The sequence below is a fragment of the Candidatus Accumulibacter propinquus genome, assembly GCF_056856495.1.
Map to the genome: position 1 here is coordinate 1,152,853 of NZ_JBSEHC010000003.1, position 20,066 is coordinate 1,172,918.

The following is a 20,066-nucleotide window of genomic DNA, read 5'->3' on the forward strand; positions in this document are numbered from 1 at the left end:
CGCTCAGTTCCCCGCCAGGATTCCCATGACCGCCATCCGGACGGCAATCCCGAAGGTGACCTGCGGCAGGATCACTGCCTGTGGTCCGTCGGCGACATCGCTGTCGATTTCCACGCCGCGGTTCATCGGCCCGGGGTGCATCACGATGGCGTCCGGTTTGGCCAGCGCCAGCATTGCGGGCGTCAGGCCGTAACAGCGAAAGTACTCGCGGGCCGAAGGCAGCAGGGCGCCATTCATGCGCTCGTTCTGCAGGCGCAGCATGATCACCACATCGCAATCGCGCAGTCCGGTGCCCAGATCGTGGCAGACACGCACGCCCATCCTCTCGATGGCGGTCGGGAGCAGCGTTTGTGGGCCGACAGCCCGCACTTCGGCGGCGCCAAGGGTGGTCAATGCGTGGATATCCGAACGGGCGACCCGCGAATGCAGAATATCGCCGACAATCGCCACCGCCAGGTTGGTGAAATCCTTCTTGTAGTGGCGAATCGTATACATGTCGAGCAGCCCCTGCGTCGGATGCGCGTGGCTGCCATCGCCGGCGTTGACCACATGCACATCGTTGCGTCCGAGGCGGCGCAGGTGGTCGGCGATCAGGTGCGGCGCGCCACTGGCCGCGTGCCTGACGACGAACATGTCGGCATGCATGGCCACCAGGTTGTCTACCGTGTCCAGCAGGGTTTCGCCCTTGGCGGTCGAAGAACGCGTGACATCAAGGTTGATCACGTCCGCAGACAGCCGTTTGGCGGCGATTTCGAAAGTCGTCCGCGTGCGCGTGGAATTTTCGAAGAAGACGTTGAAGACGCTTTTTCCCCGCAACAAGGGCACCTTCTTGACATTCCGGTCGGAGACCTTGAGGAAACTCGATGCGGTGTCGAGAATGTGATTGATCACTGCCCGCGGCAGGCCCTCGATCGACAGCAGGTGTGTCAACTCACCGTTGGCGTTGAGTTGTGGATTATGCATGCTCGGCGAGGCTCCACTGCAGTCGATCACCGGTTTCCGCCGAAAGGATCAGTTCCTGCGATGCATCGAGATCGACTCGCCAGGCGCAGTAATCGGCGCAGATCGGAAGCTGGCGGCGTCCGCGATCAGCCAGAACCGCGAGCTGTATGCTGGACGGGCGGCCGTAGTCGAAAAGTTCGTTGATTGCCGCGCGCGTCGTACGTCCGGTGTAGAGCACATCGTCCACCAGGATCAATGGCCGGCCCTCGACATCAAAGGGAATCGAGCTTGGTTTGACACGGGCATGCAAGCCCCGGGCACGGTAATCGTCGCGGTAGAACGAGACGTCGATCAGGCCGATTTCGTTGCGCAATCCAAGCAGCTCGCGCAGGCGTCGGGCAACCCAGGCGCCGCCGCTGTGGATGCCGACCAGCACCGTGTCCGGCTGCAATCGTGGACGGATCAGTTCAGCCAGTTCGGCACATTGCGCTTCGGCGTCGGGGAGATCAAATGCAGGCATCGGTTTCGCGGTCAATGGAAGATTGGGGTGGGGGGAGGGCGAGGTCAGGCGTCTGCCCGGCCATGGCGTCAAAATAGCCCTGCAGGATCAGTTGCGCGGCGACGGCGTCGATATGCCTTCTGGCGCTGCGGCTGTCGTGACCCGCGCTGCGTAACCGCTCCTCGGCGGCACATGAAGAAAGCCGTTCCTCGGCGTAAGCCACGCCTAGTCCGAAGCGGCCGCGCAACTGGTTGGCGAAGCGCGTGCAGCGCGCGGTCATGGCGTGTGGCGTGCCGTCGAGCGCGACCGGTCGCCCGACGACCAGGTTGGTCGGCTGCCATTCACGGATCAGGGTGGCAATTGCGGAAAAACGTTCACCGTCGCCGGTGCCCTGGATGGTGGTCAGCGGATGTGCCTGCAGCAGCTGCCACTCACCGACGGCGACGCCGATTCGCTTTTCTCCGAAATCGAAAGCGAGGACCGTGCCGGTGGACTTGCGGGCTGGCTCAAGCATGGCCGGCGGCATCGGCGAGATTGGCGAGATTGACGCCAAGCAGTTCCAGTGCCGAGGCCAGCCGTTCCTCGTAAGGGAGCTCGAAAAGAATGTGCGGTTCGGCAAGCACGGTCAACCAGGCGTTCTGCGTCAGCTCGTGTTCGAGCTGCCCGGCAGCCCAGCCGGCATAGCCCAGGGTCACCATCACATCGCGTGGCTGGCCGCTGCGGGCGACGGCCTGCAGGATGTCGCGCGAACTGGTCAGTCCGACCTGGTCGTTGATCGCCAGCGTAGACTGCCATTGCCCGACCGGTCGATGGAGGACGAAACCGCGATCAGTCTGCACCGGGCCGCCGAAGAGAACGGGTAGATTGGCGAAACCATCGACCTCCAGGGGCACGTCGATTTTTTCGAGAAGCGTACCCAGGCTCATGTCGATCGGCCGGTTGACGATTACCCCGAGGGCACCTCGCTCGTTGTGTTCGGCGACGTAGACCAGAGACTTGGAGAAGTAGGAGTCCACCATTGCCGGCATGGCAATGAGAAAATGGTCCGTCAGATTGATTCTTTGCATGGGCTCATTCTAAACGGCGCTGGCGGCTGACACAAACGTTCATCGCCTTGTCCGATGCAGGCAAACACGAACATCATGCCTGATTTTGCGGCCCCTGGTGCTTGTCCAGAGGGTGGCCGGGGCGCGACGGGCACGTCCGCGCGGGCCGGTTCTACCATTGGGGGAAGGATGTTGGAAGCGATTCTTGTCTGGTTTCGGCGCGATCTGCGTGATTATGATCACGTCGCGCTTTCCGAAGCGCTGCGCCGTGGACGACAGGCCTATTGCGCTTTCGTTTTCGACCGGGAGATTCTCGACACCCTGGAGCGACGCAGCGACCGTCGCGTCGAGTTCATCCGCGAGTCGCTGGTCGAACTCGACGCAGCGCTGCGCGCACGCGGCGGCGCACTGATCGTTCGCCACGGCTGGGCCACTCGAGAGATTCCCGAGTTGGCGAGGTCGCTTGGTGTGGCCGCGGTGTTTGCCAATCGTGACTATGAACCGCTGGCCAAGCGACGTGACAGTGCGGTCGCCACGGTTTTGCAGGCGGACGGCATTGCCTTCGAGTCGTTCAAGGATCAGGTGCTGTTCGACGCTGATGAGGTGCTGACGCAGGCCGGGCGTCCTTATACCGTGTTCACACCCTACCGCAACGCCTGGCTCAAGCGCCTCGGGGAGGACGACTGGCAGCCGCATGCCGGCCGAGTCCAGGGGCTCGCCGTGGCGCCGGTGGGCGGTGGCGTGCCGACGCTGGCGGAACTCGGTTTCGCCGCCAGCGATCTGCGCGCAATCGGCATCGTGCCGGGAATGTCCGGTGGCCGGCAGCGTCTGAGCGACTTTCTGGGGCGCATGGCGCGGTACCGGGAGCAGCGTGATTTCCCGGCGGTCAAGGGGGTGTCGTATCTCTCGGTGCATCTGCGCTTCGGGACCCTCTCGGTCCGCGAGCTGGTGGCGCAGGCGATTGCCGCCGGCGCCCTGCATGCGCCGACCGGGGGTGCAGCGACCTGGCTTTCCGAACTCGTCTGGCGCGACTTCTACTTCATGATTCTCGACCGCTTTCCATACGTCAGCGAGCGCTCGTTCAAGCCGCAGTACGACGCCATTGTCTGGGAGCAGGGGCCGCTTGCGGACGCGGCCTTCGCCGCCTGGTGCGCTGGCCGCACCGGCTATCCGCTGGTCGATGCTGCCATGCGGCAACTTAACAGCACCGGCTACATGCATAACCGCCTGCGCATGCTCGTGGCTTCCTTTCTGACCAAGGATCTGGGCATTGACTGGCGGCGCGGCGAAAGCTACTTTGCCAGTCAGCTCAACGATTTCGATCTGTCGGCCAACAATGGCGGGTGGCAATGGGCGGCGTCAAGTGGTTGCGACGCGCAACCCTATTTCCGCATCTTCAACCCGGTGACGCAATCGGAGCGCTTTGATCCCGCCGGCAGGTTCATCCGTCGTTATCTTCCCGAGCTGGCCAGTGTCCCGGACCAGTGGGTGCATGCGCCATGGCGCATGAGTGAGCCGCAGCAGGCCGCCTGCGGCGTGCACATCGGTCGCGACACGCCGGCACCGCTGGTCGACCATGCGCAGGCCAGGCATCGGACACTGCAGCGCTACGCGGTGGTCAAGACTGGCGCTGGGCCCTGACGTGCCCCGCTACCAGGCGCAGCAATTCGTCTTCCTGGTACGGTTTGCCGAGATAGTGGTTCACGCCGAGCTCAAGGGCGTATTGACGGTGCTTGTCAGCGGTTCGCGAGGTGATGATGATGATCGGCACCTGTTGCAGGCGCGCATCGGCACGCACGTTTCGGGTCAGTTCAAATCCGTCCATGCGTGGCATCTCGATGTCGACCAGCATGACGTCCGGGACCACGGCGACGAGTTGTTCGAGCGCGTCGACGCCATCCTTGGCGGTCATCACCTGGTAGCCCTCGCGTGCCAGCAGCCGACTGCTGATCTTGCGCACGGTCAGCGAGTCGTCCACGATCATTACCGTCGGCAGTGTGGCCGTGACCAGATCGGCAGCCGTGGGTTGACGTACCGTCGGCACCGGCGAAACCGCGGCCCCCGCGCGGTCGCGACTGGCCAGGGCGATCGGGTTGAGAATCAGCACCACCTGGCCGTTGCCGAGAACGGTGGCGCCATCGACACCGATGACCCGGGCCAGTTGTGGTCCGATGTTCTTGACCACGATTTCCTGGTTGCCCAGCAGTTCATCGACTTGCAGCGCGACCCGCTGGGTGCCGCTGCGTAGCAGCAGGACCCAATACTGCTGATGTTTCTCCGGCAGCGCACGCGTTTCGCCGAGGAGATGCGGCAGGTAGCTGAAGGGATACTGATTCCCCGTCCAGGATGCGGCACGCGCTTCGCGAATGCGGGTCAGCCCCTTTTCCTTGAGGTCGAGCACCTGCTCGATCATCGCCGCAGGAATCGCGTACTCGCGGTTGCCGGAGCGCACCAGCAAGGCTTTGGTCACCGCCAGCGTGAGCGGCAGATAAAGCCGGAACGTCGTTCCCTGATCGGGGGCGGACAGCACTTCAATGCGGCCACCCAGGCTGGTCACCTCACTCTTGAGGACATCCATCCCGATGCCGCGACCGGACAGGCGCGACACCTCACTGGCCGTCGAGATTCCCGGGGCAAAAATCAGATCCACCACGCGTGTCGTGTCGGCGGCTTCACTTTCGCTCAGCAGGCCGGCGCGCAGACCGCGCTCGCGCAAGCGGTCAAGGTCCAGGCCGGTGCCGTCATCAGAGAAGGTGAGGATGATCTCGTTGCCTTCCTGCGCCAGTTTCAGCGAGATCTCGCCGATTTCCGGCTTGCCCTTGGCCAGGCGCAGCGGCGCGTCTTCAAGTCCGTGTGCGACGGCGTTGCGCAGCATGTGTTCGAGCGGCGCCAGCATCTTGTCGAGCACCGTCCTGTCGAGTTCCAGTTGCGCACCACTGATTTCCAGATTGGCGCGTTTGCCGACTTCCTTGCCCGCCTGCCGAACGATACGGTAAAGGCGGTCGGCAATGCTGGCAAACGGCACCATGCGTACCGACATCAGTTCCTGCTGAACCTCTCGGTTCAGGCGTGCCTGCGCGACGATCGCCGCGTTGGCGTCGTCCAGGTTTTTCAGCAGATTCTGCTGGACGGTAGCCACATCGTTGACCGATTCGGCCATCATCCGCGTCAGTTCCTGGAAACGCGTGAAGCGATCGAACTCGAGCGGATCGAAATCTGCGTGGTGCTCGCCGGTCTGCGCCGCACGTGACTGCATCTGCAGTTCGGCCTGCAGTTCGATGTCGCGCAATTGCCGACGCAGGCGGATGACGTTCTCGGTGAGGTCGAGCAGCGACGCCTTGATCGCTCGCATCTCGCCTTCGATACGCGAGCGGGCGATCGACAGTTCGCCTGCCTCGTTGACCAACCGGTCGATCAGGTCGGCACGCACGCGCAGCATCGCGCGCTGGACGGCGGCATCGCTTTCGCTGTCTGGCGTCTCGGCCGTGACCGCCACGCTGCCCTGATCGCCAGCCGCGACCAGATCGGGGGTGGGCTGGGCCGCTGTCGGCAGTTGCGACGCCGCTTCGTCCGGTATGTCCACGGGTGCCTCGGACGATTCCCCGCGCTGCAGGTGCTCGACAATCTGCACAATCACGTCGAAGGCATTGTCGATATCGTCAATCAGGTCCAGTGGCGCGGTACCGGCATCCTGCGCTTCGCTCATGCGCGTTTCGATGGCGTGCGTCATTTCACCGAGATTCATCGCCCCGGCCATCCTGGCGCTGCCCTTGAGCGTATGGAACAAGCGCGCCAAGCGGCGGACGGGTTCGCTATCGGCGGGATTGTTTCGCCAGGCATGCAACTGCGCCGCGATGTTCTGGTTGAGGTCGAGCGCTTCCTCGATAAAGAGGGGCAGCAGTTGCTCGTCCAGTTCGTCGTGCAGTTCCGGAAGCTCAAACGCAACTGCCTCCGTCGCCGCAACTGCCGGCGGCGCAGACGTCGGCACCGCCACCTGCGCGGCGGCGGTTGCCGCCTCTGCTTGCGCGTCGGTTTCAGCAAGCGCGGACGTCGGCGCGACCACCGGCTCGGGGTATAGCGTATCGAGGGCTTCGACCAGGCTCGGCGCCGCTTCCGGCTCGTGGTCGCGGGCGACATCCGCAAGCATCAGAGACAGGACGGCGATCGTCTGGCGAACGGTTTCCAGGGCTTCGAGGCTCTCGGGATGGGGTGTAAGCTTGCGCCGTACCAGAGCCAGCTCAAGGGCGTGGCCGAGCCGGTTGATCGCCGCGATACCGACCGTGCCGGCGATGCCGGCAAGGGTGTGGGCGGCCCGGTACATTTCGTGCGTTGTCGTAGCTGCGAGGTTGTTCTCAAGCTGTGCAAACTCGCGCTGCAGCGTGGACAGGTGCGTACCGGCCTCGTCGTTGAAGATCTCGGCCAGGGCGGGGGCGATCGACAGGCGCGGCAGCGTTCCCTGCGCAGCGGCTTCTTCCTCGCTCGCCGGCAATGCGACAACCCTTTCCGCCGAAGGTGGCAGCGTGGCCTGCGCCTCGTCACCTTCACCAGCAGTAGACAAGGCCATGCCCGGCGGCACGCCGATCGGCAATTCGCTGCCGTCGCGCAATGACGTTGCGGTCGCGATCATGCTGCTGGGGTCGGGGGCGTGCCCCTGCCCGGTCTTGAGGTGCGTCATCCAGGCGAGAAAGACGGCATACGCCTGATCGAGCAGGTCGAGGAGCGGCGGGGTAACCGCTTGTTCCTGGCGCAACCAGAGGTTGAGAACCTGCTCGACTGCCCATGCGGCGTCACCGAGATCCCTGAGCCCGACCATTCGACCGCTGCCCTTGAGGGTGTGCGCCGAACGACGGATTGCGGTCAGCAGTTCGACATCATGCGGTTTGTCCTTCAGTGCCCGCAGGTTGGCATCGACGCTGGCCAGAACTTCATCGGCTTCCTCAAGAAAGATTCCGAGAAGTTCGGCATCGACTTCTTCGGTGGAGGCCTGCGAGAGCTGCAAGGTCTGTGCCGAGGGCGGCGGTGCCTCGGGTGCTTGCGGTTTGAGCGTTGCCATCGCCGCGTCGATCTGCCGGGCGGCGTCGCCGCCGGCAGCGAGCGCGGTGAGTACATGCTTGGTTTGTTGTCCGAGTGCCTTGTCGGCGACCAGGTCGGCGTCCTTTTGCAGCGCCGTCAGATTCTGCTGGACCTCCTGACGCAGACCGGCATCGCCGGGCTGTTCCTTGAGCGCCACCAGCAGAGCGTGTGTTTCGCGCTTCTGCTGCTCGAGTTCCTGCTCGACCGTTGCCGCCGGTTCTTCGTCGACGGATATTCTGGCCGCATCCGACTGCATCTGGCTGACAAAAGTCTCGAAGTCGGCGGCTCCGTGTTGCATCGCATCGACAAAGAATCCGATCAGCGACAATTGCTCGGCAACGCCTACGAAGTCGGCCTCGTGCGGGACATAGTCCGGTTGCGCAAAGCTTTCGATGGCTGTTGCGCACTGGCGGAGAACCGTCACCGCGCCGTCATGGCGCATCATGGCGAGCGCGCCGATGACCTGTCGCAGCGGTGTTTCCAGGCTGCCCAGATCGGCACTCTTTTCGGCGTCGCGGAAGAAGCCGTCAAGGACCTGCTCGATCTGCGCAAGGTTGTTCTGGATTTCTCTGGCGACCTGGCCGACGAGCATCTTTTCCTGCGCCTGGCGCGACATCTCGTCGAGTGAGGGAAGCTCGGATTCCGGCTTCGGCGGAGTGCCCGCGATGCAGTCGTGCAGGCGGGCGACCATCACGTCCACCTGGTGAGAGAAACTGCTGCCCAGGTACTGCATGTTCTCCTGCGCGTGCTGCGCGAGCAGGATCGCCGTCGCCGTTTCCATGGCCAGAGCTTCGCTGTGGCGCGATGGAGAATGCGTCAGCAGGCCCGCCACCTCGCTGATCGCATGCACGAGGCGACGGAAATCTGCGTGACCCAGTTCGTCGACCAGCGTGGTCAACGTCGTGGTGTTGGCCCGAAATACCGGCAGAACCTGCATTGTTCCGGCGCAGAACTTGTTCCAGGTTTCTTCTGTAGCGGCGATCGCTTCACGCACCTGGCGGCGGACCGACTCCATGGCGATCGGAGTAGCGCTTGCCGGTCCGGGCAGCAGGTCTGCCAGGTGGTAGGCGTCCTTGACCTGGCACACCGCGCGACTGCTGCTCTGGGCGTTGCTGACCAGATACAGGGCATCGCGCACCAGGCGCTCGGCGACATTGCTCGAACCTTCGAGGAGGCGGCGGATCTGCAGGTCGATACGGCTGCAGAGTTGCCTGGCATCGGCGTCCGCCGGTAGCGCGCGCTCACCCAGCGCGGTCAGGAAAGCGGTGGCGATCCACCAGAAGGCGCGTGCGGACGGGGCGTCCTGGAGGGACTCGATGCGCTTGACGGCGTCGAGCATCTCGGGAACTCCGGCACCGGACTGGGGCGCACGCAACCAACCGAGCAGACCGCGCTGGAAATGGGCTCTTTGCTGACGCAGGCGGGCCTGCAGTTCGCTGCGACCGATTTTCGCCGTCCGCTCGGCTCGTTGCGGTGGTCGTACGCGCAGGTCGGGGAAGAAGAGATCCGTTGCCAATACCCTCTCCTGCCCGCGTGCGGCCTGCACTTCACGGTACAACGGCAAAAGCCGCAGAGGCTGGTTCGGCTGGCCGCCGATCAGATCGGCGAGATAATGCCCAAGCGCCGCCATGGCACGTTGCGCCAGTTCGATGACCGCTGGAGTGGCTGGGCGTTCGTCCCTCTCGATGGCCTCGAGCATCGACTCCAGCGCTTCGGCAAACTGGGTAACCCCGTCCAGGCCAACGATCGTCAGGGCGCCTTGCACCTGGTGCAGATGAGTGCGACAGAAGCGGATTTGCGTGTGGTCGCCGTGCGTATCCTCGGCACTCGCAGTCATGCTCTGCAACGCCTTTTCGCCACGCTCCAGGGCGAGGTCGATCTCGCTCTTGACCCAAGTCAGCGGGCCGATATCGAAGTCCGTCGGGGCACTCATCCGGGGCAGTCTCTCCAGTCCAGTCTCTTGGCACGAGGGCTCAGCGGCCGTGCATCAATCTGCTGCGGGGTCGGGCAGTACGCGTGCATCGCGCTGCCCGGCCTGATGGTTAGCGTGGTTCGGTCGTTCTCAGACGACCTTGAAGCCGGCCACCGAGCCCTTCAGTTCGGTGGCCAGACTGGCCAACTCGCCAATTGCCGTCGCCGTCTTCTGGGTACCGGCCGTGGTCTGCCCGGTGACCAGCAGGATGTCCTGCATTTTGCGGGCTACATTGGTCGCCGAGTCGGCAACCTGGCGTGTCGCGCCAGAAATGTTCTGAATCAGTTCGGTGAGCGCCTTCGAGACCTCGCCGATCTCTGCCAGGGCCTGACCCGCGGCATCGGAGAGCCTGGCGCCTTCCACCACACCGCGGGTGGACTCTTCCATCGCCGAAACCGTGTCCTGAGTGTCGGTCTGAATCGTTCTGACGATCGCCCCGATCTGCTTTGTCGCTTCCCCGGAACGTTCGGCGAGGCGCTGCACTTCCTCGGCGACGACGGTGAACCCGCGCCCGGCTTCCCCCGCAGACGCGGCCTGGATGGCGGCATTGAGCGCCAGTACGTTGGTTTGCTCGGTGATGTCGGAGATCAGTTCGACGATTTCACCGATCTCCTGTGACGACTCGCCTAGCCGCTTGATGCGCTTCGAGGTTTCCTGGATCTGCTCGCGGATCTTGTTCATCCCCTTGATCGAGTCCTGGACCGCCTGCGCACCCTTGCTCGCGGCCGCCAGCGACTGCCGCGCAACGGTCGCCGACTGCTTCGCGTCGCCGGACACGCCGGTCATCGAACTGGCCATGGCCAGAACCGACTGGCCGGCAAACTTGATCTCGGATGCCTGGCGTTCGGCCGCAGCGAGCAACTCGGTAGACGTCTGCTGGGCGAGCTCCGTCGCCAGCGTCACCCGCCCGGCGGCATCGTTGATGCGGCCGACAAGGACCCGCAATTCTTCGATCGTGTAGTTGATCGAGTCGGCGATGGCGCCAGTGATGTCTTCGGACACGGTAGCGGTTACCGTCAGGTCACCGTCGGCGAGGTCGCCCAGTTCATTCATCAGTCGCAGGATGGCGTCCTGATTCTGGCGGTTGATCAACTCCGTCTCGTGGCGGGCCTGTTCTGCCTGTTCGGTCTGGCGCCGGGTTTCTGCCAGGTAGGTCGCGGCCAGCAGGACGACCAGACCGGTGGCCAGCAGAATCAGCACCAGCAGGACGACGCCATAGGCCGTCCTTTTCAGGACGCTGCTCTGGTAGGAATGCGCCAACTCGTCGGTGGCGGAAAGCAACTCTTCGCTGTCCCGGAAGATTTGCGAGCCCGCCTGTTTGGCGATGATCAGCTTCTGCATGTTACCCAGAATGCCGCCAACGGCGGTGCGATACTCCGCAAAGCTGGCTTCGAGTTCGCCGAGCTTGAGCTTGGTGTCGGGGTCATTGGTGCCTGCGATACGCAGTGTGTCGCTGCCTTTGGCCAGGGCGTGTATCGTGTCGCGAAAGGTATTCGTGTCCTTGCCCAGGAGAAAGGTGATCTCCGGGTCGATGGCATCGCCAACCAGCAGTGCGCTGGCGTTCTTGGCGATCCGTTGCGTCAGCATGACCAGTAGATTGGCGGCAGCAATCTCACGGACTCCGGAACTGCTTTGCAGCTTGAGAGCGGCGATCTGTTCGGCCAGGTCGAGCAGTTGCGGATTCTTGTCGTTGATGATCGCGACTTCCTTGCCGAGAGAGATCAGGTTCTTCTCCATTTCGAGCAGTCGAGCCGCGTTCTTGTCGGTCTTGTCCCATAACTGCGTCAGCGCCACCAACTGTGGCTGCACGCCATCCGGAGAAGGCGGTACCTGGGTGCCGGCCAATTCACCGCCGCTGGTCAGGCGGTCGAGGTTGCTGGCGAAACTTTCACGCGATTCTGCCAGTTGCTTGAAGGCCAGGGGCTCGCCCAGCAGGGCCAGGCTCGAAGCCTTGGCCAGTCGTTGCGAAAGCATCCGCATCTCGCCGGCGGTGGCGATATAGGCGGTGTTGTAGGTCGCCTGCCGGCTGTCGCGGTAAACCGTGACGGCAATGAACAGCATGACCAGCACCAGGCAGCCGCCAAGGATCTGCAGTTGTTGAGTTATCGGGTAACGCTGCAGGAAAGCAAGCGACAACGGCACTGTCCCTTTACTCGCCGGCTCGTCGGGTTCCATCGGCGTGCTGCGCACCAAAATGGTTTCACCGGCCGGGTCTGGCGTCCGCGACAAGAAAGCCGGCAGCTTGGGTTTGAAGGTCATCTTGCTTCTCCGGTTACACAGCCCTGACCGCGACGTTCGTCGCCGTCAGGGGCTCCGTGATACGACAGCGGCTCAAGCGCCAATGTCCATGAACGCCTCGTCTGCCAGCAACTCGCGCACCTTGAGCTTGTTCCAGCGGCGGCCTTCGTTGTCCGTATAGGCTTCGTGTGCCCAGGCTGGTGCGGCGCCATTTTGCGGTTCCGGATTCAAGGCCTCGACGTTGCGCAGGCCGATCATGCGCGTGACCAGCAGGGCCGCGTTGCTGCCATGGCGGGTGCCAATCAGCAGCAGTCGCGAACTGGTATTCTGGGGGGTGACGTCCTTGCCCAGAAAAGCGGACAGGTCGACGACCGAGTACAGATTGCCGCGAATGTTGGCGATCCCCGCGAACCAGGGTTTGGTCAGCGGCACCTTGGTCAGCGGACTCAGCGGTACGATTTCACCCGAGTCCGCGAGATCGAGCAGCCAGAAGTCCGATCCCGCCTGAATGCCGAGGAGTCCGGCAGAGCTCTGATTGCTGGTCCCGGCCAACCGGGCCGCGAGGTAGGACTGGAATTCATGCAGGCTGATCTTCTTGGTCATGCCCTGGCCGCCGTCTAGAGCGCTGCAATCTTGGCCAGCAACTCTTGACCATTGACCGGCTTGACCAGGTAGTCCTGGGCACCCTGGCGCAAGCCCCAGATCTTGTCGGTCTCCTGTCCCTTGGTCGTACATACGATGACCGGGATGTTCCGTGTCGTCGGATCGCGGGTCAGGGTACGGGTTGCCTGGTAGCCGTTCAGGCCGGGCATGACGACGTCCATCAGGATCAGGTCAGGCAACTCGCTCTTGGCCTTGGCGATACCCTCTTCGCCGCTCTCGGCGGTCAGCACCTCGTAACCATTGCTGGCCAGCAGGACTTTCAAGACATGACGTTCGGTCGGTGAATCGTCAACCACGAGAATTTTCTTGATGGTCATGGCTTTCTGCTTTCGCAGTTCCCTCTCGGCAAGTTCGGGTTTTCTCAGGCTGTCGGCGGCGCGAAGGTGGCGACCGTTTGCAGCAGGCTGTCCTTGGTGAATGGCTTCGTCAGATAGTGGTCGGAGCCGACCATGCGCCCGCGTGCGCGGTCAAACAGGCCATCCTTTGACGACAGCATGATCACCGGCGTGGCGCGGAAACGTTGATTCTTCTTGATCAGGGCACAGGTCTGATAGCCGTCGAGGCGCGGCATCACGATGTCGCAAAAGATCACGTCGGGCTGGTGATCGGCCACTTTGGCGAGTGCATCGAAGCCGTCCTCGGCAAGCAACACCTGACAGCCGGCCTGCACCAGGAAAATCTCCGCGCTACGCCGTATGGTATTGCTGTCATCGATGACCATGACCTTGACGCCGCGCGGGCTTGCAGCTTCAGCCAATTCACTCCTCCAGGGTGTCCCCAGTCATTATTCTAATGAAGTCCCGGATCCGACATCATCTCCTGCCGGCATTACTATACCGCATTGTCTTCAGATCTCGATCATTTCGAAATCTTCCTTGCGTGCGCCGCATTCCGGACACGTCCAGTTGATCGGCACATCCGGCCAGCGCGTCCCCGCCGCGATGCCTTCGTCCGGCAGTCCCGCAGCCTCCTCGTAGAGGAAACCACAGGTCAGGCACATCCATGTGCGGTAGGTTTCGGCGCTTGCTGGGTTCATGGTCGCTGTCTGTTTTCGGTTAGAATCGAAAAATCATCGAGATTCTAGCCAAACCCTTGGGTTGCTGCCAAGACTTTGTGCACCAGACCACTCCGCTGCCCAGACTTTTCCTCATGCTTCCACGATCTCCCCAGCAGTTGCCGCCCATCGTGCTGACCTTTGCCGCCAGCGACCCCTCCGGCGGCGCCGGCATGCAGGCGGACTTGATGACCCTGTCTTCGCTTGGCTGCCACCCGTTGTCGGTGACGACGGCGCTGACCGTGCAGGACACTGTCGGCGTCGGTTGCGTCCTGGCCATCGATTCCGATTGTGTCGAGGATCAGGCGCGAACGTTGCTGGAGGACATGCCGGTTGCCGCTTTCAAGATCGGTCTGCTGGGCAGCATCGAGAATATCGTGGTAATCGCCGAAATTCTCGCCGATTACCCCGGCTTGCCAGTGGTGCTCGACCCCGTGCTGGCTTCCGGGCGGGGCGACGAACTCGCGGACGAGGAAATGATTTCGGGTTTGCGCGAACTGTTGCTGCCGCTGACCACGATATTGACGCCGAATTCCCTCGAAGCTCGCCGACTGGCTGTCGGCGAAGAACGTGCTGGTGAAGGCGAACATGACGAGGCCAGCCCGGCGCCTCTGGCCGAATGTGCGCAGACCTTGCTGGACCTGGGTTGCGAGTATGTGCTGCTGACCGGCACGCATGAAAATACTGCGCGCGTGGTCAATGATCTCTATGCCCAGAGGCTCGGGTTGGTGCGCAGCGACGCCTGGGATCGTCTGCACGGCAGCTATCACGGTTCCGGTTGCACGCTGGCCTCGGCCATTGCCGCGCATCTCGCCCGCGGCCTGTCGATCGATGCCGCGGTGTGGGCCGCCCAGGAATACACCTGGCAGACGCTGGCGGCCGGCTTCCGGCCGGGAATGGGCCAATACATTCCGGACCGCTTCTACCAGACCCGTTTACGTAGCGGAGCCCTCGATGCCTGAAGCGGTCGCCAATAGCCTGCGCGGTCTCTACGCGATCACCCCCGAAGGGTTGCCGCCGGCTGGCCTGCTGGCGCATGTGGAGGCTGCCCTGCGTGGTGGTGCGGCGCTCGTCCAGTATCGGGACAAGAGCCGGGATTCGACACGGCGTGCGGAGGCGGCACGCGCCTTGCAGCGCTTATGTCGGCAGTTCGGCGCGCGTCTGCTGATCAATGATGACCTGGCATTGGCATTGGCGGTCGACGCCGACGGCGTACACCTCGGAGCAACGGATGGTGACCTGCTGACGGCCCGGCAGGCACTTGCCCGCGGTCGTCTGCTCGGCGCCTCGTGTTACGCCGATTTCGAGTGCGCGCGTGCCGCTGCAGCGGCGGGTGCCGATTACCTTGCCTTTGGGGCAGTGTACCCCTCGCCGACCAAGCCCCTGGCGGTGCGCGCGCCGATTACGCTGTTCAGCCGCTGCCGCGCCGAATTGCGGTTGCCGGCCTGCGCCATCGGTGGTATCCGGCTGGATAACGCGGCGCCGTTGCTGGCAGTCGGCGTCGATCTGCTGGCGGTGATCAGCGATCTTTTCGACGCGCCGGATGTGGCGGCGCGCGCCGCGGCCTATCAACAACTGTTCAAGGACGAAACTCGTGAGTTCCCGCAATCAGCAACTTTTTGAGCGCGCACAGCGGCATATCCCGGGTGGCGTCAACTCGCCGGTCCGGGCCTTTCGTTCGGTTGGCGGTACGCCGCGCTTTTTCGCCTCCGGTTCCGGTGCGCGCGTCGTCGACGTAGACGGCAAGAGTTACGTCGATTACGTTGGCTCGTGGGGGCCGCTGATTCTTGGGCACGCGCATCCCGAAGTGGTCGCCGCGGTCCGCGCGGCGGCGTTGCAGGGACTCTCCTTCGGTGCCCCGACCGCCGGCGAGGTCGAGATGGCCGAACTGTTGTGCGAAATGTTGCCTACGCTCGAAATGGTTCGCCTGGTCAGTTCCGGCACTGAAGCGACGATGAGCGCGATCCGGCTGGCACGCGGTTTTAGCGGGCGCGACCTGCTGATCAAGTTCGAGGGTTGTTACCATGGCCACTCCGACAGCCTGCTGGTGAAGGCCGGCTCGGGGATGCTTACCTTCGGCAATCCGAGTTCAGGCGGTGTCCCCGCCGATCTCGCCCGGCATACGCTGGTGCTCGACTATAACGATTGCGTCGGACTTGCGGCGGCGTTTGCCGAGCACGGCCCGCAGATCGCCGCGGTGATCGTCGAGCCGGTCGCCGGCAACATGAACCTGATCGCGCCGCAGCCTGCTTTCCTGCAGGCGATGCGCGACCTGTGCACGGCTCACGGGGCAGTGCTGATCTTCGACGAAGTGATGACCGGATTTCGTGTCGGTGCCAGGGGTGCGCAAGGTCTTTATGGCATCACTCCCGATCTCACGACGCTCGGCAAGGTGATTGGTGGCGGCATGCCGGTCGGTGCTTTCGGTGGCCGGCGCGAGATCATGGCCATGATCGCCCCGCTCGGCCCGGTGTACCAGGCCGGTACCCTGTCCGGCAATCCGGTGGCCGTCGCCGCCGGTCTGGCGACGCTGCAACTGCTGCGCGGCGCGGGTTTCTACGAATCGCTGGCGCAGCGCAGCAGGCAACTCACTGACGGCCTGGTTGCGGCCGCCGACAAACATCGCGTGCCGTTCTGCGCGCAAGCGATCGGCGGCATGTTCGGGATGTATTTCCGTTCGCAGTGTCCGCAGAGCTACGCCGAAGTGATGGACTGCGACAAGGACGCCTTCAATTGCTTCTTCCACGCCATGCTCGATGCCGGTCACTACTTCGCTCCGTCGGCCTTCGAAGCCGGCTTCGTCTCGGCCGCGCACAGCGAGGACGTCATCGCCAGCACCATCGCTGCTGCGGAAGCGGTGTTCAGCGCCTGGTGAGGGGCATCCGGCCGCTGCGGACGAAGAATCAGTCGGTCCGCCGGTTTGCCGCTTGGCTGTTGCTTGCCCGGCCCTGCTCGAAATGCCGTAGCCCGAAATAGGTCAAGGCGCCGACACCCACCATGGCGCAGGCAAAAGTGCCGTAGGCGATCGGCCAGGGAATCCCTTCGGTCATCATCGAGAATTCCGACATGCCGCCCATGCCGGCCAATACATTGATCGGCATGAATATGACGCTAAGGATCGTCAGCCGCTTGATGTCCTTGTTCTGATTGATGTTGATCGCACTGTCGGTGGCATCCATCAGGAAGTTGATCTTGTTGAACAGGAAAGCCGTGTGACCATCGAGCGATTCGATGTCGCGCAGGATCTCGCGCACGTCGGCATGCTGCGTGTCGGAGAGGAACTTGCCGCGCAGCAGGAAGGACAGGGCGCGTCGGGTGTCGAGTACGCTGCGGCGCGTGCGCCCGTTGAGATCCTCGGCCTCGGAAATCGCCGTCAGTATCTTTGAGGCTTCCTGGTCGGTGGTATGCGAGCGCAACACCTGCCTGCCGACTTTCTCCAGCTCGCCGTAGACATCCTCCAGGGCATTCGCAGAGTACTCCACATCGGCTGCGTAGAGGTCGAGCAGCACATCGGTGCCATTGCTGACGTAGCCCGGGCGGGTGCGCGCGCGCGCGCGCTGCAGGCGAAACACCGGCAATTCCTCGCTGCGCACCGTGAATAACACATCGTTCTGAAGGATCAGAGCGACCGGAACGTTGCGCGATTCCTCGCGGGTGTCGAGCAGGAAGTCGGAGTGCAGATGGGTGTGCCCCTCCTCGTCCACATAGAAGCGGGCGCTGGCTTCCAGGTCGGTCAGGTTGCCGGGGTCCGGCAGATCGACGTCGAACAAGCCGCCGATCCAGGCGCGGATTTTTTTCGTCGGCGCGACCAGGTCGACCCAGATCGGCTTGACGTTGCTCAGATCCTCGGGGCTGGTGACCGTGATCTGGCGCAGTCGCCCGTCACGAATCTCGAAAGCAGTAACCGCCGTCTTCTCGTTGCGGTAGTGACTGTCGTCGATCAACTCCTCGAGGACGTCGTCGGGGAGCAGTGCCAGGATCGGGTCGGCTCCTTCCTTGACTTCATCCCAGACGACCAGGCGCTCGTTGGGTTCGAGTGATTCAAGGATATAAGCGACTTCCCTCGGTGGCATCAGCTTGAGCTTCTGGCGAAGCTCCTTGCGATATTGCTGCTGGAGTTCGACGTCGACCTCGTCCTGATTCGGCGTTTCCTGCTCGCGTACCAGATCTTCGACCAGCTTCTGCAGCGAAAGCAGTGAGCGCACCTCGGTGAGGTGCACTTCGGCAAGGCGTTTTTGCAGCATTTCAGGGACATGCGGTCTGTTTTCTTCGCTCACGCTCTTGACTCCCTGATGATCGGATGCTGAAAAGGGGTGCCGATTGTAGCACCGCCGGTGTTGCCGGATCCGCCGTGAAGACCTTTTATTTGGCTCCCGAAACAACTTGAAATCCCTTTCCGCACAAGCCCCTGCGTTGTTTGCGGACACCCCCGTGCGGCGGTTGCCGTCCTTGTGGCGGGTGCATAATCGTCCTACAATCCTGCCCTTGTTGCTGCACCGCAGCGGGCGGGCTGGGCCGCAGCGGCGATGTCTGCCCGGGCGGATACATTGGCAGGGTGAATTGGGGCGCCCTATCAATGAACCGGGCAGGTGGATGGCATTCCGTAACTGATGTTCCGGGAGGGGACATGACCGCAACACACGCGCCGCACGGCGAGAAGACCGGCCTCGCGGCTACCGCGCTGGCGGCAATGGGCGTCGTTTTCGGCGACATCGGCACGAGTCCCTTGTACACCATGAAGGAGGTCTTTGGCGGTCACCATCCACTGCCAGTTACTCCGGAAAACGTGCTCGGCATTCTCTCGCTGGTCTTCTGGGCGCTGACCATCACCGTGTCGCTGAAATACGTCGTGTTCATCACCCGTGCCGACAACAAGGGCGAGGGCGGCATCATGGCCCTGACCGCGTTGGCGCTGCGCACCGCGAATGCTTCGCCGCGAATACTCTGGCTGATGTCGGCGCTGGGTATTTTTGGTGCCGCGCTGTTTTATGGCGATGCGGTGATCACCCCGGCGATGTCGGTGCTTTCGGCGGTCGAAGGACTCGAAGTCGTCACCCCCTTGCTGAAACCCTATGTCCTGCCGGTCACGATCAGCATCGTGGTCCTGCTGTTCTTCTTCCAGCGGCACGGTACCGCCGCCGTCGGCGCGCTGTTCGGACCGCTGATGATGTTCTGGTTCGCTACCCTTGGCCTGCTCGGCCTGTGGAACGTGATCCAGTATCCATCGGTCCTGGCGGCGATCAATCCCTGGTATGCAGTGAAGTTTTTCATCGACAACCAAGGCCTGGCCTACCTGGCTCTGGGGTCGGTAGTGCTGGCGATTACCGGCGGCGAAGCGTTGTACGCCGACATGGGTCACTTCGGTCGCCGTTCGATCAAGTGGGCCTGGTTCGCTTTCGTTTTTCCGCTGCTGTATCTCAACTACCTCGGTCAGGGGGCGCTGATCCTCAACGACCCGAAGGCGATCGAGAGTCCTTTCTTCCTGATGGCGCCGAGTGAGATTCTGCTGATCCCGTTGGTCATCCTGGCCACCGTGGCGACGGTGATCGCTTCGCAAGCGGTGATTTCCGGTGCCTTTTCGCTGACCAGCCAGGCCATGCAACTCGGCTATTGTCCGCGCATCCAGGTCAGATTTACCTCGGAGCGCGAAAAGGGCCAGATCTACGTGCCGAACATCAACTGGCTGCTGCTGTTGACGGTGATCATCGTCGTGCTCGGCTTCCGCTCGTCGTCGAATCTCGCTTCGGCCTACGGCATCGCCGTCACACTGACGATGATGATCGACACGATTCTCGCTTTTGTCGTCGTGCACGCCTTGTGGAAGTGGAGTTGGCGGCGCGCGGCGCTTTTTCTGGTGTTCTTCGTGGTCGTCGACTTCGCTTTCTTTTCGGCCAACGTCATCAAGATCCTCGACGGCGGCTGGTTCCCGCTGACGCTGGGCTTTTCGGTGTTCGCCCTGCTTTCCACCTGGAAACTCGGTCGCAAACTGCTCTATGAAAAACTGAAGCAGGATTCGGTACCCATCCATGCCTTCATCAGCGGTCTCGCCATGGGCGGGCCGCATCGGGTCGACGGTACCGGCGTGTTCCTGACTGCCGACCCCGAGAGCGTGCCGCGGGCGCTGCTGCACAACCTGTATCACAACAAGGTCCTGCACCAGCGCGTGGTGCTACTGAATGTGCTTACCGAAGACGTGCCGCATGTTCCCGAAAGCGAGCGGGTGCGCGTCGACCCGCTGCCGGCGGGATTTCATCGGGTGTTCGTCCGCTACGGCTTCAAGGACGACCCCGATCTGCCGCACGCCATGGCGTTGTGCGCCGCGCACGGCATGGACTTCGAGATGATGGAGACCTCGTTTTTCCTCGGTCGCGAGACCGTCGTCAGCATGCCGATCTCCAGGCGCTCGCGAATGGCCCGCTGGCGCCAGATTCTGTTTACCTGGATGTTCCGTAACGCCGATACCGCGACCGCGTTCTTCAAGCTGCCACCCAACCGCGTCGTAGAACTGGGCGCGCAGGTCGAACTATCGTAGGCCGCGCCCTTTCTACCGGCTACCCGGACGTCGTCAGGCCAGCGCCA

16 protein-coding genes are annotated in these 20,066 nt (G+C 63.0%); 5 read left to right on the plus strand and 11 right to left on the minus strand.

What is annotated here, in order from left to right; translation table 11 throughout:
- Window positions 1-3 precede the first annotated feature (3 nt).
- From AC15MQ_RS11245 to AC15MQ_RS11260, 4 genes are read right to left on the minus strand one after another with little or no spacing between them, the layout of a single operon-like run.
- Window positions 4-963 (minus strand): aspartate carbamoyltransferase catalytic subunit, encoded by a 960-nt coding sequence (locus AC15MQ_RS11245; RefSeq protein WP_287653463.1) that lies wholly within the window; start codon window positions 961-963, stop codon window positions 4-6.
- Window positions 956-1,462: a bifunctional pyr operon transcriptional regulator/uracil phosphoribosyltransferase PyrR gene (pyrR, locus tag AC15MQ_RS11250; RefSeq protein WP_287653464.1), complete on the minus strand. Its 507-nt coding sequence runs from the start codon at window positions 1,460-1,462 to the stop codon at window positions 956-958. The genes AC15MQ_RS11245 and pyrR overlap by 8 nt, the downstream gene beginning before the upstream one ends.
- Window positions 1,449-1,955, minus strand: coding sequence for a Holliday junction resolvase RuvX (ruvX, locus tag AC15MQ_RS11255; RefSeq protein WP_287653465.1), 507 nt, complete (start codon window positions 1,953-1,955; stop codon window positions 1,449-1,451). Before ruvX ends, pyrR begins: the two co-directional genes overlap by 14 nt.
- Window positions 1,948-2,508 carry a YqgE/AlgH family protein gene (locus tag AC15MQ_RS11260; protein ID WP_287653466.1) on the minus strand — a complete coding sequence of 187 codons (561 nt, stop codon included), beginning with the start codon at window positions 2,506-2,508 and terminating at the stop codon, window positions 1,948-1,950. The genes ruvX and AC15MQ_RS11260 overlap by 8 nt, the downstream gene beginning before the upstream one ends.
- Window positions 2,509-2,679: 171 nt before the next feature.
- Here AC15MQ_RS11260 and AC15MQ_RS11265 point away from each other — a divergent pair, with 171 nt between their 5' ends.
- Window positions 2,680-4,128 (plus strand): cryptochrome/photolyase family protein, encoded by a 1,449-nt coding sequence (locus AC15MQ_RS11265; protein ID WP_287653530.1) that lies wholly within the window; start codon window positions 2,680-2,682, stop codon window positions 4,126-4,128.
- On the opposite strand, the gene AC15MQ_RS11270 is transcribed toward AC15MQ_RS11265, so the two are convergent.
- From AC15MQ_RS11270 to AC15MQ_RS11295, 6 genes are all read right to left on the minus strand, one after another.
- Window positions 4,106-9,493, minus strand: a complete 5,388-nt coding sequence (locus AC15MQ_RS11270; RefSeq protein WP_287653467.1) for a hybrid sensor histidine kinase/response regulator — start codon at window positions 9,491-9,493, stop codon at window positions 4,106-4,108. The genes AC15MQ_RS11265 and AC15MQ_RS11270 overlap by 23 nt on opposite strands.
- Before the next feature lie 129 nt (window positions 9,494-9,622).
- On the minus strand, window positions 9,623-11,791 hold the full coding sequence (locus tag AC15MQ_RS11275; RefSeq protein ID WP_287653468.1) for a methyl-accepting chemotaxis protein: 2,169 nt from the start codon (window positions 11,789-11,791) through the stop codon (window positions 9,623-9,625).
- Window positions 11,792-11,863: 72 nt separating this feature from the next.
- Complete coding sequence (locus AC15MQ_RS11280) at window positions 11,864-12,373, minus strand: chemotaxis protein CheW (protein WP_287653469.1); 510 nt, start codon at window positions 12,371-12,373, stop codon at window positions 11,864-11,866.
- A 14-nt stretch (window positions 12,374-12,387) separates the two neighbouring features.
- Window positions 12,388-12,750 (minus strand): response regulator transcription factor, encoded by a 363-nt coding sequence (locus tag AC15MQ_RS11285; protein WP_287653470.1) that lies wholly within the window; start codon window positions 12,748-12,750, stop codon window positions 12,388-12,390.
- 44 nt (window positions 12,751-12,794) lie between these two features.
- On the minus strand, window positions 12,795-13,154 hold the full coding sequence (locus tag AC15MQ_RS11290; protein WP_434735604.1) for a response regulator: 360 nt from the start codon (window positions 13,152-13,154) through the stop codon (window positions 12,795-12,797).
- A 126-nt stretch (window positions 13,155-13,280) separates the two neighbouring features.
- Complete coding sequence (locus tag AC15MQ_RS11295; RefSeq protein WP_287666282.1) at window positions 13,281-13,469, minus strand: rubredoxin; 189 nt, start codon at window positions 13,467-13,469, stop codon at window positions 13,281-13,283.
- Between the two features lie 113 nt (window positions 13,470-13,582).
- Between AC15MQ_RS11295 and thiD the strand changes: the two genes are divergently transcribed.
- From thiD to hemL, 3 genes are read left to right on the plus strand one after another with little or no spacing between them, the layout of a single operon-like run.
- Window positions 13,583-14,449 carry a bifunctional hydroxymethylpyrimidine kinase/phosphomethylpyrimidine kinase gene (gene thiD / locus AC15MQ_RS11300; RefSeq protein ID WP_287666281.1) on the plus strand — a complete coding sequence of 289 codons (867 nt, stop codon included), beginning with the start codon at window positions 13,583-13,585 and terminating at the stop codon, window positions 14,447-14,449.
- A complete protein-coding gene (thiE, locus tag AC15MQ_RS11305) occupies window positions 14,442-15,110 on the plus strand; it encodes a thiamine phosphate synthase (RefSeq protein WP_483080151.1) in 669 nt (222 codons plus the stop codon). Before thiD ends, thiE begins: the two co-directional genes overlap by 8 nt.
- Window positions 15,082-16,362: a glutamate-1-semialdehyde 2,1-aminomutase gene (gene hemL / locus AC15MQ_RS11310; RefSeq protein ID WP_483080152.1), complete on the plus strand. Its 1,281-nt coding sequence runs from the start codon at window positions 15,082-15,084 to the stop codon at window positions 16,360-16,362. The genes thiE and hemL overlap by 29 nt, the downstream gene beginning before the upstream one ends.
- Window positions 16,363-16,390: 28 nt before the next feature.
- On the opposite strand, the gene AC15MQ_RS11315 is transcribed toward hemL, so the two are convergent.
- Window positions 16,391-17,764: a CorA family divalent cation transporter gene (locus AC15MQ_RS11315; RefSeq protein ID WP_483080153.1), complete on the minus strand. Its 1,374-nt coding sequence runs from the start codon at window positions 17,762-17,764 to the stop codon at window positions 16,391-16,393.
- A 350-nt stretch (window positions 17,765-18,114) separates the two neighbouring features.
- Between AC15MQ_RS11315 and AC15MQ_RS11320 the strand changes: the two genes are divergently transcribed.
- On the plus strand, window positions 18,115-20,019 hold the full coding sequence (locus AC15MQ_RS11320) for a potassium transporter Kup (RefSeq protein WP_287653477.1): 1,905 nt from the start codon (window positions 18,115-18,117) through the stop codon (window positions 20,017-20,019).
- Window positions 20,020-20,066: the final 47 nt, after the last annotated feature.